6 protein-coding genes are annotated in these 15,643 nt (G+C 52.5%); 2 read left to right on the top strand and 4 right to left on the bottom strand.

Annotated elements, in window-relative coordinates; translation table 11 throughout:
* Nucleotide 1: 1 nt before the first annotated feature.
* From GCD22_RS11160 to GCD22_RS11145, 4 genes are read right to left on the bottom strand one after another with little or no spacing between them, the layout of a single operon-like run.
* Nucleotides 2–7,327 carry a type I polyketide synthase gene (locus GCD22_RS11160; protein WP_080707718.1) on the bottom strand — a complete coding sequence of 2,442 codons (7,326 nt, stop codon included), beginning with the start codon at nt 7,325–7,327 and terminating at the stop codon, nt 2–4.
* Complete coding sequence (locus GCD22_RS11155; RefSeq protein ID WP_031568799.1) at nt 7,324–8,499, bottom strand: glycosyltransferase family 4 protein; 1,176 nt, start codon at nt 8,497–8,499, stop codon at nt 7,324–7,326. The genes GCD22_RS11160 and GCD22_RS11155 overlap by 4 nt, the downstream gene beginning before the upstream one ends.
* Before the next feature lie 7 nt (nt 8,500–8,506).
* Nucleotides 8,507–9,688, bottom strand: a complete 1,182-nt coding sequence (locus GCD22_RS11150; protein ID WP_031568800.1) for a polysaccharide biosynthesis/export family protein — start codon at nt 9,686–9,688, stop codon at nt 8,507–8,509.
* A gap of 55 nt (nt 9,689–9,743) precedes the next feature.
* On the bottom strand, nt 9,744–10,829 hold the full coding sequence (locus tag GCD22_RS11145; RefSeq protein WP_153940443.1) for an IS630 family transposase: 1,086 nt from the start codon (nt 10,827–10,829) through the stop codon (nt 9,744–9,746).
* 68 nt (nt 10,830–10,897) lie between these two features.
* Between GCD22_RS11145 and GCD22_RS11140 the strand changes: the two genes are divergently transcribed.
* Nucleotides 10,898–13,831 (top strand): glycosyltransferase, encoded by a 2,934-nt coding sequence (locus GCD22_RS11140; RefSeq protein ID WP_153940783.1) that lies wholly within the window; start codon nt 10,898–10,900, stop codon nt 13,829–13,831.
* 480 nt (nt 13,832–14,311) lie between these two features.
* Nucleotides 14,312–15,574 carry a class I SAM-dependent methyltransferase gene (locus GCD22_RS11135; RefSeq protein WP_031575090.1) on the top strand — a complete coding sequence of 421 codons (1,263 nt, stop codon included), beginning with the start codon at nt 14,312–14,314 and terminating at the stop codon, nt 15,572–15,574.
* The last annotated feature ends 69 nt before the right edge of the window (nt 15,575–15,643 follow it).

The following is a 15,643-nucleotide window of genomic DNA, read 5'->3' as shown; positions in this document are numbered from 1 at the left end:
CTCAGGTAACGCCGTGTTGGGCTTCCAGCTGTTCACGGGTAATGCTTGCGGCACCCGGAACATCCTGTTGTTCTGCGTCGTTGCTCAAAGATTGCACCAAACGCCGCGCCAGACGCAAGGGGGTTGGTCCCTCACTGAGCAGAAAAGCTGGTAGTTTGACACCGAGACGTTCTTCCAAAGCCAGGGCCAGTTCAACGCCCATGAGCGAGTCGAGACCGAGTTGACTGAGATTCTGATCAGGCGTGATTTTATCTGCAGACAGACGCAGAATCTGGGCGACTTCCTGACGGACGGTATCCACCAGCAATTGTTCTGCTTCAGCCGTGGGGAGGCTTTGCAAGTGACTGCGCAGGTCTTCGTCACTGGACGTTGCCTCGGTCTTTCCGGAGGGCATGACTGCCGCAAAACGGGGACTTGCGGCCACTGGCAGAAAACGCTGGAGGGCACGCCAGTCGAGATCTGCCACCATCCAGCCATGGGCATCACTGACTATCATGTTTTCCAGCACATCCAGGGCGGTGCTGGCAGTCAATGCGGCACCACCCAGACGTTGCTGCAATAAGTCGCGGGTTTTTTCGTGTCTGGTCAAATACCCGACATCGGCAATGGCTCCCCAGAGAATGGCCAGAGCGGTCAGCCCCTGCTGACGCCGCCATTGCGCGAAAGCCTCCATCCAGCTGTTGGCCGCCACATAATGCGCCTGCCCCGGATTGCCGAGCAGGGTGGTGATGGAGGAATAGAGGACAAAAAACTCCAGGGGCTGATTGAGAGTGGCCTGATGCAGATTCCAGGCACCAGCGACCTTGGGTTGGATGACTTTATCCATCAGCTCCGCGTCGAGATTCCGGGCCAGGGCGTCTTCGATCACGGCAGCCGCGTGGATAATGCCGTGCAGGGGGCCGACTTCTTCAGTGATGCGCCGGATGAGCGCCTGTACCTGCGGCGCTGCGCGGACATCACAGGACCATGCGTGTATTTGCACTCCCTGACGGTGAAGGTCACTGAGGATGCGGGTAGCAGCAGGATCAGGCTGACCACTGCGACTGACCAGCACCAGTTTTTTGGCGCCACGTTCCGCCAGCCGTTGTGCCGTTGCCAGACCGAACCCGCCCAGCCCTCCGGTAATCAGATAGGCCGCTTGCCCATTGAGTTGCAGGCGCAAAGCCGCTTCCGATCGGGGCGCATGGGGCAGATAGGGTGAGGTCATCTCGACCACCACCTTACCGATCTGGCGGGCCTGCTGCATGTGTCGGAAGGCATCGGTGACTCGGGCGGCCGGGAAATGGGTAGCGGGCAGCGGGAAGAAGTCTCCCGCTTCGAAACGCGACATGATTTCGGTAAAGAGGGTCTGGGTGAGTTGCGGCCGGCCTTTCAGGAGCTGATCGGCATCAATACCGAAATAACTGAGATTGTTGCGGAAGGGTCGCAGGCCAATGGCATTGTTTTCGTAAAAATCGCGTTTTCCCAGCTCCAGAAAACGTCCGAAGGGTTTGAGAATCTGGAGATTGCGGAGGACGGCTTCGCCATACAGGCTGTTTAACAGGACATCTACCCCTTCGCCTTGGGTATCAGCCAGAATGGCGTCGGCAAAATCCAGACTGCGCGAGTCATAAATGTGCTGAACCCCCAACAGACGCAGAAAATCGCGTTTTTGCGGCGAACCTGCCGTCGCATAAATTTCCGCCCCCAAATGCTGGGCTATCTGGATGGCGGCAATGCCCACCCCACCGGCTGCTCCGTGAATGAGGACTTTTTCGCCAGCCTGCAACTGGGCCAGCGTGTGCAACGCATACCATGCGGTCAGGAAAACCGTGGGAATAGTAGCGGCGGCACGCATGGACAGGCCTTCGGGGATGCGGGTAATGGCCTGCTCCGACGTGATCAGGCGTGTGCTGAAACTGGCCGGGGCAAAGCCCAGCACTGCGTCGCCTACCTGCCATTGTGTCACAGCAACCCCTACCCGCCGGATTCTGCCCGCAAATTCCAGGCCCAGCGTGGGACCGGAGAAACCATTTTCCAGGGCTTCATCCGCCAGTAAACCCAGGGCATACATGACATCGCGAAAATTCAGCCCGGTACTGTCAACGGCAATTTCTACCTCATGCGCCCCGGGGGTCCGCTCTGGTACGTCTACCCATTGCAGATGGCGGAGCTGGCCGGGTAGGGAAAACTGGAGTTGCTGGATGGGTACGGGCTGAACGGGTTGCGTCGGGGTTTGCGGATTATCATGACCAGCAGGACTTAATTCTGCCGCAGTGCCTTCCTGCACCTGCAAAATATAGCGTCCGCCCTGAGCATCCAGCAGAAGTTCGGTTTCGGGACCGGGATTCAGGAGTTCCTCAACGACCATTTCCACGGTCTCGGGACTTCCCTGCCCCCAATCCACAATGCGCAACTTCAGTTCTGGCCATTCGTTTTGCAGACTGCGGGCAAAACCACACAGACCAGCCTGTCCCAAACTGTGTGTTGCTCTGAAGGCAGTCGCAGAAGCAGTCCCTCCCAAACCGCCATCACTCAACAGTAGCAAGGGGATGACCGGGTCCTGGCGCAGACACCAGAGTCCCGCCTGTTGTAAGCGTTCGCAGTCCATGCGCAGCCTGCTGGCGGCTGATACGCCTTCTGCTGACAGATCCTCTACAGCCGCAAAATTCGGCAGAAAAATCATTCCGGCTATCGGCTTAACTTCTGCAGATGATGCGGGTGCAGGGGACGACGGCAGCTTATCCTCCATCGGCCACGGTAAATGCCGGCATTCCAGCCCTTTAGACGCCAGGGCGTTTTCCAGTAAACAGGCGGCAACGCTCTCTACCCCATTATGGTCGGGGCTGCTGCAGAGCAGTACCGCAGCAGCCGGTTCGGTACGGATCTGTTCGAGGAATGCTGACTGCTCCGGGCTTTTACGGGCAATAAAGCCATAAGCTCCCGCTGCTTCGTCTGCTGTCAAAGTTAGACTCAGGGCGATGTCGCGCTGCTCCAGCCAGTCCTGAATCTGCGTTCGCGCGGGGAAAATGCTTGCCGCAGGATCCACTTCACTCCACCAGTTTTCGGGTTCCACTCCCTGGACCAGCAACAACCCGCCGGGTACCAGGCAGCGCTCGGCAAATTCCAGCATCTGCCAATGCTGTTCCGACAGCGCGGCATCCAGACGCAACCAGATCAAATGCATGGCTGCACAAGGATTTGTAGTGATTTGCACGGACTGCCAGGGTTTGTCTTCCCGGGTTTCGGCGTCTTCCGATACATAAGCCCGCCATAGGGATATGCGCGGGTCGGTCTTTTCTGCCCAGAGCGCGAGGGCTTCCGGCTCGCCACTGCAAATTTCCATGAAATTCAAAGTGTGCGCAGCAGATAACTGCTGTAGGCACTGGCTTTGCAGATCTTGAAGACAACGCACCAGCAAGGGGCTGAGGGTATCCATCAATACCGGCATCAGGTCTGCCAGCAAAGAGCCGTCGGGAGCATCCTCAGCAGCTTCGCCCTGGCTACCCAGCCCATAGCGGCCAACCGCCAGGGTAATCGGGAAAAACTCGGGATAATCCTGTAAAAGTATTTGCCAGATATCGTGCGCCGCCACTTCCGGGTCGCTGTGGTCAGCAGATTCGGCGGCATAAGTCTGTAACAGGGAATGAATCAGAGGCGAATATTCTTGCGCATAACGCTGCAAAGCGGGTTGTCCGGCCTGATGCCGGGCAAAAATGCTGTGGATGCGCGGCTGATCCAGTTCTGCGACAAAATGCTGATGTTCAGGACGTGGCACGGGACGCAGCACCGACTGGACATAGCGGAGCTTTTCTTTTTCCGGCTTCTGCAGTCGCACCCGGCGTAAACGCAGGCTGTCGCAGCAGGCGACGAGTTCGCCAGCTTCCCCCCAAAAGCTGAGACGGGCCAGCAGCGACTGGGGAGAGTGGCGCAGCACTTCGACCACAACCCGCAGCTTCTGCGTTCCCGGTACAAAGACGCTGAGCCCGGCAAAACGCACAGGAACATACGCCCAACCGGCCGGAACCGGACTTTGCGCCAGAAAATCCACAAATAACTGCATGGCGCCGTCGAGCAAGGCGGGATGAAGCAGGTAGGGTTCTGACATCGCGCTGCCGGACAGTTGCAACTGCCCATGGATGGTAGTGCCTTGCAGCCAGCCTTGAGTCACCGTCTGGAACCCAGGCCCATAATGCAGGCCGGCAGCCTGGCAGCGTGCGTAGTGTTCTTCCCCCTGAAAATCTGCCGGTGCAGCGGGCATGCTGGTCGGTGCCGGGCTTCCTGAGTTTTGCAGACTGCGCTCTGTCGCGCCTTGCGTAGCCCCCAAACGGACCCGGCCCTTGGCATTAATGGCCCAGTTGTTTTCCATCTGCTTGCGGGAGCGAATCTGGAAATGACCATCGTCCTGAAGCTCCACGCGCACGATCCGGCTGTGCGCACTATCCAGCAGCAAAGGCAGCAGGATATCCAGCTCTTCCACCGTCCAGGCCCGGGTATCTTGGCGTTCAGTCAGTTTTTCCCGGGCTGCAGCCAGTGCCAGTTCGACAAAACCCGCGCCGGGGAAAACCACGCCATCCCCGACCTGATGATCTGCCAGAAAAGCCTGGCGGGCCGTGTCCAGACTTTGTTCCCATTCATGCGGATGTCCGGCCACAGGATGCCCCAGCAGAGGATGCACCGCATAACGATATAAAGTACCTGCTGATTCCGGGGTCGTTTGATGCCAATGTTTTTCCCGTTCCCAGGGATAATCGGGCAAATCCACGAGCGTACTGCGAACCGGAAAATACCGCTTCCAGTCAGGTTCGACCCCCGCCAGCCACAGGGCCGCCAATGTCCGGCGTATGGCTTCGGGATCATCCTCGTTGCGCCGCAGGGTAGGAATTACTCGTCCTTCCTGCCCCCCTGCGTTGATCGCCTCCTGCAGATAACTGCGCAGCACTGCATGACCGCCAATTTCCACGAACAAATTCCACTGTTCCAGGGCGACGTCTGCTGCCTGCTGGAAACGCACGGGCTGACGAATATTACGCCACCAGTAGTCGGCATCCAGGGCTTCACCGCCAAGCACTGTACCGCTGACCGCAGAAATAAAGGGAATTTGCGTCGCCTGCGGTTTCAGCCCCTGCAGCACTTCCATCAGTTCAGCCTGGAGCAGATCCATGCAGGGACTATGGAAAGGGTAATCAATATCCAGGCGTTTATGGCCGACGCCTTGAGCCCGAAGCTTTTTCTCCAGTTCACTCAGTTCAGCACTGCTGCCCACGACCGTAGAACCCCGGTGACTGTTCCAGGCGGCAATACTGATGCTCTGGTCCAGACCCCAATCGTGAAGATGGGGTATCAGCGCATCGGCAGAAAGCGCGACTGCCGTCATTTGTCCCTGCCCCCGCGACTGGCCCTGCAAACGGCTCCGCTCGTATATGATCAGCACCGCCTCGGCCAAGGTCAGGGCACCACAAGCCCAGGCAGCAGCTACCTCGCCAACGCTGTGACCGGCAACTGCCGCCGCCACAATTCCCTCGGCACGGAGCATGGCCGTAATGCCGACCTGCAAGGCAAACAAAGCCGGTTGCGCCTGTTCAGTGGCTATGTAGCGGTCGTCGCCCAGATTTCCAGCCAGTTCAGCGTGGAGGGAGTAACCGGCCAGCGGCGCAAAGTAATGATCCACTTCAGCGATGCTGCGGGCGAACACCGGGTCCTGAAGCAGTGCCTGCCCCATGCCTGCCCATTGACTCCCATTGCCGGAGTAGACAAATACCGGACCTTGTATTTTTTCCATGGCCTGGACAGCGACGCTGTCGCCCTTTCCATCAGTAAAAGCAAGCAGTTGCGCAGCCATGTTTTCCTGCGGGTTCAGCCAGAAAATAACGCGCTGCGCCAGCCAGGCCCGGCGGAAATTGGCCTGATACAGTGCCGCATAAAGTTTGTCCTGGTCCGCCGTCGCCAGCCAGTCTGCAAAATCCCGGGCCACAGCTTGCAGCGCAGAGGGCGTAGCCGCACTGAGGCAAAGCGGTTTGTGACCATCTGCCGAACTCCGCCAGCGCGGGGATCGGCGTCGGCGTGGTGCTTTGGCGGATTCCAGAATGATGTGGGCATTGGCTCCCCCAAAGCCAAAAGAATTCACCCCCACCAACAAGGGGCCTTCGGCACGGAGTGGACGCATACGCTGCACCACTTCCAGGTGGTAGGTATCCAAAGCCAGTCTAGGATTAAGGGTTTCTATCCCAATAGTCGGCGGAATCAAACGGTTTTGCAGGACCAGAATACTTTTCAGCAAACCCGGAATACCCGAGGCGGTTTCCAGATGGCCGATGTTACTTTTTACGGAACCGATGGGTAGTGGCTGATCGGCATCGCGATGGATGCCCAATGCCCTGCCAATGGCTTCCACTTCAATCGGATCCCCTATGGAAGTCCCGGTACCATGGGCTTCCAGATAATCCAGTTGCCGGGGATCAATGCCTGCAGCGGCGTAGGCTTGTTCCAACAGGCTTTGCTGGGTATTGACTCCGGGAATGGTCAAACCGGATTTGTGCCCGTCCGTATTGATGGCGCTGTGGGCGACCACGGCCAGGATCCGGTCACCATCGCGCAGCGCCTGGGCATGATCCTTGAGGATAAATATTCCTCCACCCTCGGAGCGCACATAACCATCTGCGGAAGCATCAAAGGGGCGGCAGCGTCCACGTTTGGAAAGCATGGAGGCTTTGGAAAAAATGAGAAATCCGTAAGGATGCAGATGCAGACTGATGGCTCCGGTCAGGGCCAGATCCGATTCCCCGTGCAGTATAGACTGGCAAGCCTGGTGAAAGGCTACCAGTGTCGAAGAACAGGCGGTATCCACGACAAAACTGGGCCCCCGCAAGTCGTAAAAATAGGACAGCCGATTCGCGGCAATACTGGCTGTTGAGCCCGTGGCAGTATTGGCATCCACGGCAGCCAGATCATCAGCCAACCGCGAAGCATAATCGGTACTGGCCAGACCCATAAACACACCGCAGCGACTGCCACGCAGAAGTTCTGGGCGGATGCCGGCATGGGCAAATGCCTCCCAGCTCATTTCCAGCAGCAGGCGCTGCTGGGGATCTATGGCCGCCGCTTCACGCGGAGAAATGCGGAAAAAGCCGGCATCAAAACCCGACACATCCCCCAATGAACCGGCGGCAAAAGTGACGGACGTGCCGGGATGACTGCGTTGCGGGTGCTGCAGACAGGCTTGCGCCCAGCGGTCTTCAGCCACCTGGGTGATCAGATCATCTCCCGTCAACAGATGTTGCCAGAAACTGCCCTTATCCCGGCATTGTGGTAATCGGGAGGCATAGCCAATAATTGCAACTTTTTTCACAATAAACTCACAAATTTTTCGAATTTTTCAAAATGTTCGGGCCACGTCGGGGCGACAAAACCTTTTATTCTCTGCAGTTGCTGTTGACGGCGTTCATGATCACACTCGCTGAAATCGCGAATTGCCTGCAGCCAGACTGCTTCGTCATCCGTATCCAGATATTCCGGAATATTTCCTGCTATTTCCGCAAATACGGGCAACGGATTGGCCAACACCGGCACTCCCGATTCCAGAGCTTCCAACAAAGGCAATCCGAATCCTTCCGCATGCGAAGGGAAAAGTAAGGCCTGAGCGCCACGCAGATGCGCGAGCACTTCTGCGTCACTGCAGTGCGGAAGAAATTCGACGTGCTCTTTCAATCGCTCATTATGCTGCAATTCATACAGTACATCGCCGCACATCCATCCTACCTGGCCAATAATGCGTAATTGGGGAATATGATTCCAACGCCACTCCGCCATCATGCGTTGCCAGAGATAGAGCAGGAAAGCATGATTTTTTCGGGGTTCCAAAGTTCCCACCGTCACAAAATAGGGCCTTGTCGGTGCAACTTCGGGACTATTAAGCGGGCGATGCTTTAAATGCGTACCCAGGGGTATGACCGCCATCGGCGGGATCGACATTTTGATGTTTTCTGCATAGTCGCGAAGCGCCTCGGCGGTGTGCTGCGAATTGCTGACAATACCTGCCGACTGCCCGAGAATCACCTGCAGGCGTTTTCCATGGCGCTGGGTTGCATCGAGCTGACAGAAATGTGGATGGGTCACCGGAATCAGGTCATGGGCCATCACCAGCAGACGCATTTTTTTGCGCCGCAGCCAGGCCAGATAGCTGGGGCGGTCCAGCCCGCTGTGGCCCATGTTCAAAACCCAGCTGCCGGATTTTACCGGACGGATGGGCAGTTTCAGCATATGCCCAACTGTCTTGGCAAGGCTGCCATGGCGCTGCCCATGCGCCCAGGCCTGCAATGTATCAAACAGGGTCATGGAAGTGATTACCGATAGGGCAACCGCCACGCCATTATGAATCATCATGGCCTGTGCCCGGCCATGAAAGTGACCAACATACGCGAGGCACACCCGGTCTACCCCTGTGGGTATGCGTCCCTTGCGCATGCGGTGGACAAGCCGGGTGATATCTATATAAACCGGAGCTTCGCCAAGATCTGCCATAAAATGCTTACTTGACGATGCCCGCCGTACTCAGGCCCTGGATCGGGTAAACAATCTGCACGATCAGGCCCAGGAATTTCTGAAGATCGGTAATAGGTGCCGAGGCCACATAAATCAGATCCTTGTTCTGGATAGGGAATTCTTGTGCCGCAAAGAGTGTGGCGGGATTGCTGAAGTCAAAGCGGAACACCACGGGCACTTCCCCTTCGGCATTGGTTTGCAGAGGTTCTGGCCAATTGGTGAGGAAGTCGGGTTTTTCCAGACGGAAAACGAATACCGCCTTGGCATCGGCTTCATTTCCATTCAAACCACCGGCTCTGGCCAGAGCTTGCGCCAGACTGATGCCCGAGGCTTCAAAATCAATTTCCTTGGTCTGGGTAGTCGCTCCCATGACGGTCACATGCAACGGCTGATACAGTGCGGTAATCACATCCCCTGCACGCAAGGAAACATTTTCTTCGGGGTGCCGAATCACGTCTTCCAGCGGCAGTTGCAACACCTTCCCCTGATGGGAAAGCTGAATGGTGACCTTGTTCACCGGTTTATCGACCCCGCCCGCTGCCGCCAGCGCCTGCAGCACGCTGACTCCGCCCGGAATCAGCGGAACCTGGGTACTTTTACGCACATTGCCAACCACGGAAATGCTCTGGGCATGGTTGCTGACTAGACGGACCACCACCTGGGGATCATGGGCCATATTTTTCAGACGGGCGCGGATTTCAGCGCCAATATCGTCCAGGGTTTTACCGGCACAGGAAATTTTACCGGCAAAAGGAATGATGATGTCACCATTACTCCCCACCATTTGCTCAGGAATGGAGGTCATCACCGAACCGGAACCCGTAGTGCTGTTGGCTACCCCGGCCGAAGCAAAAAGCATGGCGGGTGGTGCCTCCCAGATATAAACCTGCAAGGTATCGCCAGGCCCCACCGTATACAGTCGCGGATTGGGGTTACTGAAGTCGCGCAGCAGGTTTAGCTGAGGCGTATCTGCCCGAGTCCGGATCTGATGGGCAAGGGCATAATCCACCTTGACCAGCTGAATGCCGCGTAAGGTTTTGTTATGGGACACGTTCTCCACAGGTCCGACACGCGGTCCTGCGTAAGGCATGTAGGAGGAGCAACCCGCGAGCCCCGCCAGCAGCAAACTGGCAGTCAAAGCGCGCAAACCCGGATAACCTGTTGTCATCGGCAACATCCTCAGAAAAAACCGTCAGTTGAATAGTTGGTAATATTATTTCCTGCTAGTGTAGTGTTGCATTCTGTTTGCTGCTTAAATGGCTGTTGGCGCGAATGACTTTTTGCAGGATGTCGCGGGCGGTTTTGGTCCAGATGAAAGGTTTGGGATGGGTGTTGTGGTGGTCGATGTACCCCTCAATGGCCTGGATGAGTTCAGGCACACTGGTGAACACCCCACGACGTAACCGCTGGGTCGTGATATCCCGAAAGAAACGCTCGACCATGTTGAGCCAGGATGCCGAAGTGGGCGTAAAGTGCATGTGAATACGCGGGTGCTTGTCGAGCCACGCCTGTACTACCGGGTGTTTATGGGTCGCATAGTTGTCGGCGATCAAATGCAGAGCCTTGTCCTTGGGCGTCTGCCGATCAATTTTCTTCAGGAACTTCAGCCATTCCACATGGGTATGGCGCTGTTGACACTGTCCGATGACCTGACCATCCAGCACGTTGAGGGCGGCAAACAAGGTCGTGGTACCATTACGTTTGTAGTCGTGGGTCATCGTTTCTGCGCGGCCCTTTTTGAGGGGAAGTCCCGGTTGGGTCCGGTCCAGGGCCTGCACCTGACTTTTTTCATCCGCGCAGAGCACCAAGGCATGCTCCGGGGGAGACATATACAACCCCACAATATCTTCCAGCTTTTCCACAAAATGCGGGTCACGTGACACCTTGAAACCACGCAGCAGATGAGGCTTGAGGCCATGCTTGCGCCAATGCCGTGACACACTGGCGGCACTGACACCCAGTTCTGCCGCCATCCTACGCGTACTCCAATGCGTCATCGCTTCCGGCTTACTCTGCGTGGTCAATTCTACCAGACGGGCCACATCCACTTTCACCGGAGGGGCGCCGCGCGGTAAATCGCGTTCAATGCCCGACAAGCGGTGTTCCAGATAACGCTTGCGCCAACGTGCGACTTGCAGGCGATCCACCCCCAGGCGCTCCGCAATTTCTTTGTTCTGCAAGCCCTCTGCCGCCAGCAATATCATCCGTGCCCGTAATGACAAGCGGACACTGCTTAATCGGGAGGCGACTATACGGGACAACTCGGACCGCTCTTCGCTGGTTAAAGTGACTGTGGGCGCAACTCGCAAGGCTCGACTCCATTCATACCCTCAACATGGAGCTATTTTATCATCATTAACCTTAAGGTTCACCAAGAATGCAACACTACACTAGGCTGGCTTTTGTTTCCCCTATTCCTCCAGAAAAAACTGGCATTGCGGATTATGCTGCCGAGCTTTTGCCCGAACTGGCACGCCATTACGAAATTACTGTAATTGTACAGCAAGATGTGGTGGGCGATCACTGGGTGCAAGCCAACGCACCCATACGCAATGGTTCCTGGTTCCGCAAAAATGAACGAAATTTTGATCGCGTGCTTTATCATTTTGGCAACTCGCCTTTCCATGACCACATGTTTGATCTGTTGGCCGTTATCCCTGGTGTCGTTGTACTGCATGATTTTTATCTTTCCTGGCCTGTCTGGCATCGTGATGAACATGGCTCAGATAAAGATGGTTGGGTACGTGTTTTACTTCAGGAGCATGGCTGGAATACTGCGCGTGCTCGGTTGGCTGTGACCAACCGGACCGATCTGGTTAAGGTGGTCAACACTTACCCTTGCAATTTAAATGTGCTGCAGCAGGCTTTGGGTGTTATTGTCCACTCTGATTTTTCCCGACAACTTGCCCGTCAGTTTTACGGTGATCAGGCTGCGGAAGACTGGACCATCATCCCGCTTTTGCGCCAACCTCCGCTACAAAAAAATAAAGTTACTGCTCGCCAAAACTTGGGGCTTTCGCCGAATGATTTTGTTGTATGCAGCTTTGGTGTTTTGGGGCCAACCAAACTGAACCATCATCTGTTAAAGGCTTGGTTGGCATCTCCCCTCGCCACACAATCGCACTGTTTCCTAGTTTTTGTGGGCGAAAATGATGGAGGAGAATATGGACAGGTCTTGTTAAAAACCATTGCTAGGAGTGTTGCCAAAGACCGTATCCTGATCACCGGTTGGACTAGCAACGAAACTTATCAGGATTGGTTGGTGGCCGCAGATATGGCTGTACAGTTACGCACTCTTTCACGAGGTGAAACATCTGCTGCAGTGCTGGATTGCATGAATTATGGCCTGCCTCTGATTGCCAACGCTCACGGCAGCATCGACGAATTGCCAGTTGATGTTTTATGTTTGCTACCCGATGTATTTAGTGACTCGCAATTAACAGAAGCCATTACTGCCTTGTATCACGAACAGAGTGGCCTAAATAAACTGAGCACCAACGCGATGGCGTATATTCGTACCCAACACAGCCCTCGGTTTTGTGCCGACCAATACTCAGAGGCTATTGAAACGGCCTACTCCAAAGCCGAACAAACTATTTACGGACTGAGCCAGCAATTGCCACAAATATCTCCGTCACTTTCTATCAACGAATATCTTCATTTTGCGAATGCACTTGCGGCTAACTTTCCACCTGCACCAAGGATTCGACAACTTTTATTGGATGTCTCTGCCATTGTATCTAGTGATCTGAAAAGCGGAATTGAGCGTGTTGTCCGTGCTATCTTGGATCGACTCGTCGAGAGTCCTCCCGAAGGATGGGTTGTGGTGCCGGTGTACGCAACTAACGATCAGCAGGGTTATCGCAATGCCCGTCAGTTTATGTGCCGTTTTTTGGATATACGTGCTGACTGGGCAGAAGACTCACCGGTGCAAGTCTGGCAGGGTGATGTATTCTGGGGATTAGATTATCATCCTTATGTCGTTCCTGCACAGGAAAGCATCTTGAATACCTGGAGGAATCGTGGTGTTCGCGTTTATTTTGTTGTTTATGACTTATTACCGGTGCTGATGGCCGAAGCGTTCCCGGAGGGCGCAAAACAAGGACATCATCGCTGGCTACAAACTATTACCCGCATGGACGGCGTATTGTGCATCTCCCAATCAGTAGCAGATGAATTGTACGATTGGCTACAAGTTTTTGGCGATAAGCGAGAAAGCCCCTTTTCTGTATATTGGTTCCATTTAGGCGCGGATGTGGATAAAAGTAATCCAAGTTTTGGCCTGCCCATCGATGCAGCACAAACCTTGCACAGTATGACGGCTCGCCCAAGTTTTCTGATGGTTGGTACCATCGAACCGAGAAAAGGTTATTTGCAAACCTTGCACGCCTTCGATTTGCTTTGGGCGCAGGGTGTGGATTGCAATTTAGTCATTGTTGGCAAGGAAGGCTGGAAACTGGTGCCCGGTCCCCAACGTTATGATATTCCTAAAATAGTGGAATGCCTACGCACCCACCCTGAATGTGGTAAGCACCTGTTCTGGCTAGAAAGCTCAAGCGATGAATATCTTGAACAGATTTACACTGTGTCAACCTGTCTTATTGCCGCCAGTTACGGTGAGGGCTTCGGCTTACCACTTATTGAAGCTGCACGCCACGGCCTGCCTTTATTGGTGCGGGACATTCCAGTATTCCATGAAGTCACTACCGGTCAGGCACATTTTTTTGCTGATACCCGCCAGCCAGAAGTGATTGCCGAGGCTGTAATCCATTGGCTTGCGCATTACCATAAGGGGCAGCACCTGCGCTCTGATACTATGCCACACCTTACATGGATACAAAGCGTTCGAAACGCTCTTGATATTGTATTAGGCAAGTCTGCCCCCTATGTCACTTGGATGCCCGATGGTATACGCCGTTACTGGGGTTCCGATCCGCGCTTGCATACCGAGGTGGGTCAAACCAAAGGGTGTTCCATAAAGACTAGTGGTATTGCAGGGTTTCTTATCTATGGTCCATATGAGCGCTATGAGGCTGGGAGGTATCGTATTATCCTAAAAGGTGAAGCCGAACGATTGACGGGAAATGAAATTTTAAATTTAGTCTGTAATCATGGGGAATTTAGGTTGTCACAAGTCAATTTGACCGCTTGCGAGCCTGGTCAATATCATCAAGAGTATGATTTTAATCTGGATACCACATACGATGATCTTGAGTTTCAAATATGTGTTACAGAAGAAACAGATTTTATCATTAACGAGCTGATGATAATTGACCAAAAAAATGAAATCCCCTTGATTCTGTCGGCGTAACAGCAGATGCTTTATCTATAATCATACAGGAGACCAACATTTTGAGCCATCACCAAGCACCCGAGGATGAGGTGGAAATGAACGTAAGCCCCTATCATAATGGGCCATTTTCAATTGCGAATTTCGATATGTCAAAGTATTTAGTATCAACTGCGCCGTGTTATATCAAGGGAAGGAGTGATGTCCCTGTTGCGCAGGATGACTGTTAACGGAGTTGTGATTTCGTGGGGCATTAACTTACAGTCTATGTATCCTTTTTTCGATGTTAGATAGAGAAGAGGCGAAAATTCAGATGGTGTTTCCTTCAGAAGAAGCTGGATGAATGGGTGGATCGGTTAAAGTTTTGGAGTTAATGCTGGTCACTTTTTGGTGATGCTATAACTGAGGAATTTAGTTAGCGTACTCTCTTAGATTTGCTTACGAACTAAATCACCTGGTAATTATTGGAATTATTTGCTAAATTTACTTAGGATATTACCTATGGAGAAACCATTATTGGCTCTGAGTTTTATTGTGAAAAATGAAGGAAAGTATGCCTTAGACATGATTGATTCGGTTAGTAGTATCATAGCGTACGCATGCGTGGTGGATACCGGATCTACAGATGAGAGCATAACCTTAATCCACGATTTTCTTCTCGCCAGAAACATCGGTCATGAAATCATAACTACTGAGTTTAAAAGTTTTTCAGACGCAAGAAATAAATCAATAAATATTGTTCCATCATATCTTGATTATATTCTTATCCTTGATTGTGACGAGGAGATCCCGAGAGATCAGCATGAGCTGTTGTTAGGATTAATGAATAATAGTATTAATGGGTACGATGGCTGTTATTTTCCAAGGGTTAATCTTGTAGATAACGGTACTCCATTTCTATATCCTGATTTGCAATTAAGGCTACTTAAAAATAAAGGTTTTTTATATTTTGGAGACGTTCACGAAATGCCACAAGGAGGTGAGTGGCTAATGCCATCGTCGGGTCAGTTTGAAAAATTTCCACATATTTATCATTACAAATATATAAGAAAAACAAGTTATGAATTAAACGAGCGAGAATATCAGTATCAATCAATATATAGAAAACATGCTGTTGTGCGAAAAAAATCGATAATCAAGGTGCTTGAATCAATAGCTGATCCATTTTCAAAAGAGCTAATAAAAAATCTTCAAACTGAAATGCAGTACTCAAATTGTGCCCATCTTTATTTTAAAGAGGTGGTAGAAAAAGATATCAAGTTAATTGCCAATATTGGATGCAAAGAGGGTTTAAGTACTATTTTGTTAGCCGAACAATTGATTATGCATGGTAAAGACTCAACGATTATTGCGATTGATACATGGCTTGGATCTTTTTATAAATTAATTAATGAGGATACTATAAGTTGTGATGATATTAATATTAATGCGGAAGATTTTTACTCTCAATTCTTAGAAAACATTAAGAACAAAAACTTGACAGAATGGGTTTTGCCCTTGGCGTTAGACCCTCATAATGCTTCAATTTTTTTTAAAAATCGTGGGATTTATTTCGATTTAATAAATCTAGACTTTAGTCATGACTATAATGGTGTCATTTCTGACTTAAATGATTGGTGGCCATTACTTAATTCTGGTGGAGAGTTGATAGGTGCAAATTATCACGAAGATAACATCACTTGTCCAGATATTAAGCGTGCCTATGATGATTTTTTTGAAGAATTTGAATCGCTGGAAGGTAAGTGTCGAATAAAAAAAATGTGAGTATAGATTGAGATAGATTTTAATCACTTGTTTAACTTGAGTCTAATCATGGGCGTTCATATCCTGTTA

This window comes from Acidithiobacillus thiooxidans ATCC 19377, assembly GCF_009662475.1.
GTDB lineage: Bacteria > Pseudomonadota > Gammaproteobacteria > Acidithiobacillales > Acidithiobacillaceae > Acidithiobacillus > Acidithiobacillus thiooxidans.
This window is presented reverse-complemented; position numbering and strand designations above follow the sequence as displayed.

What these genes read in the sequence shown, in the direction of transcription:
- GCD22_RS11155 (WP_031568799.1), bottom strand. Translation starts at nt 8,499, where the DNA reads ATGGCAGATCTTGGCGAAGCTCCGGTTTATATAGATATCACCCGGCTT.
- GCD22_RS11150 (WP_031568800.1), bottom strand. Translation starts at nt 9,688, where the DNA reads ATGACAACAGGTTATCCGGGTTTGCGCGCTTTGACTGCCAGTTTGCTG.
- GCD22_RS11135 (WP_031575090.1), top strand. Translation starts at nt 14,312, where the DNA reads ATGGAGAAACCATTATTGGCTCTGAGTTTTATTGTGAAAAATGAAGGA.
- GCD22_RS11140 (WP_153940783.1), top strand. Translation starts at nt 10,898, where the DNA reads ATGCAACACTACACTAGGCTGGCTTTTGTTTCCCCTATTCCTCCAGAA.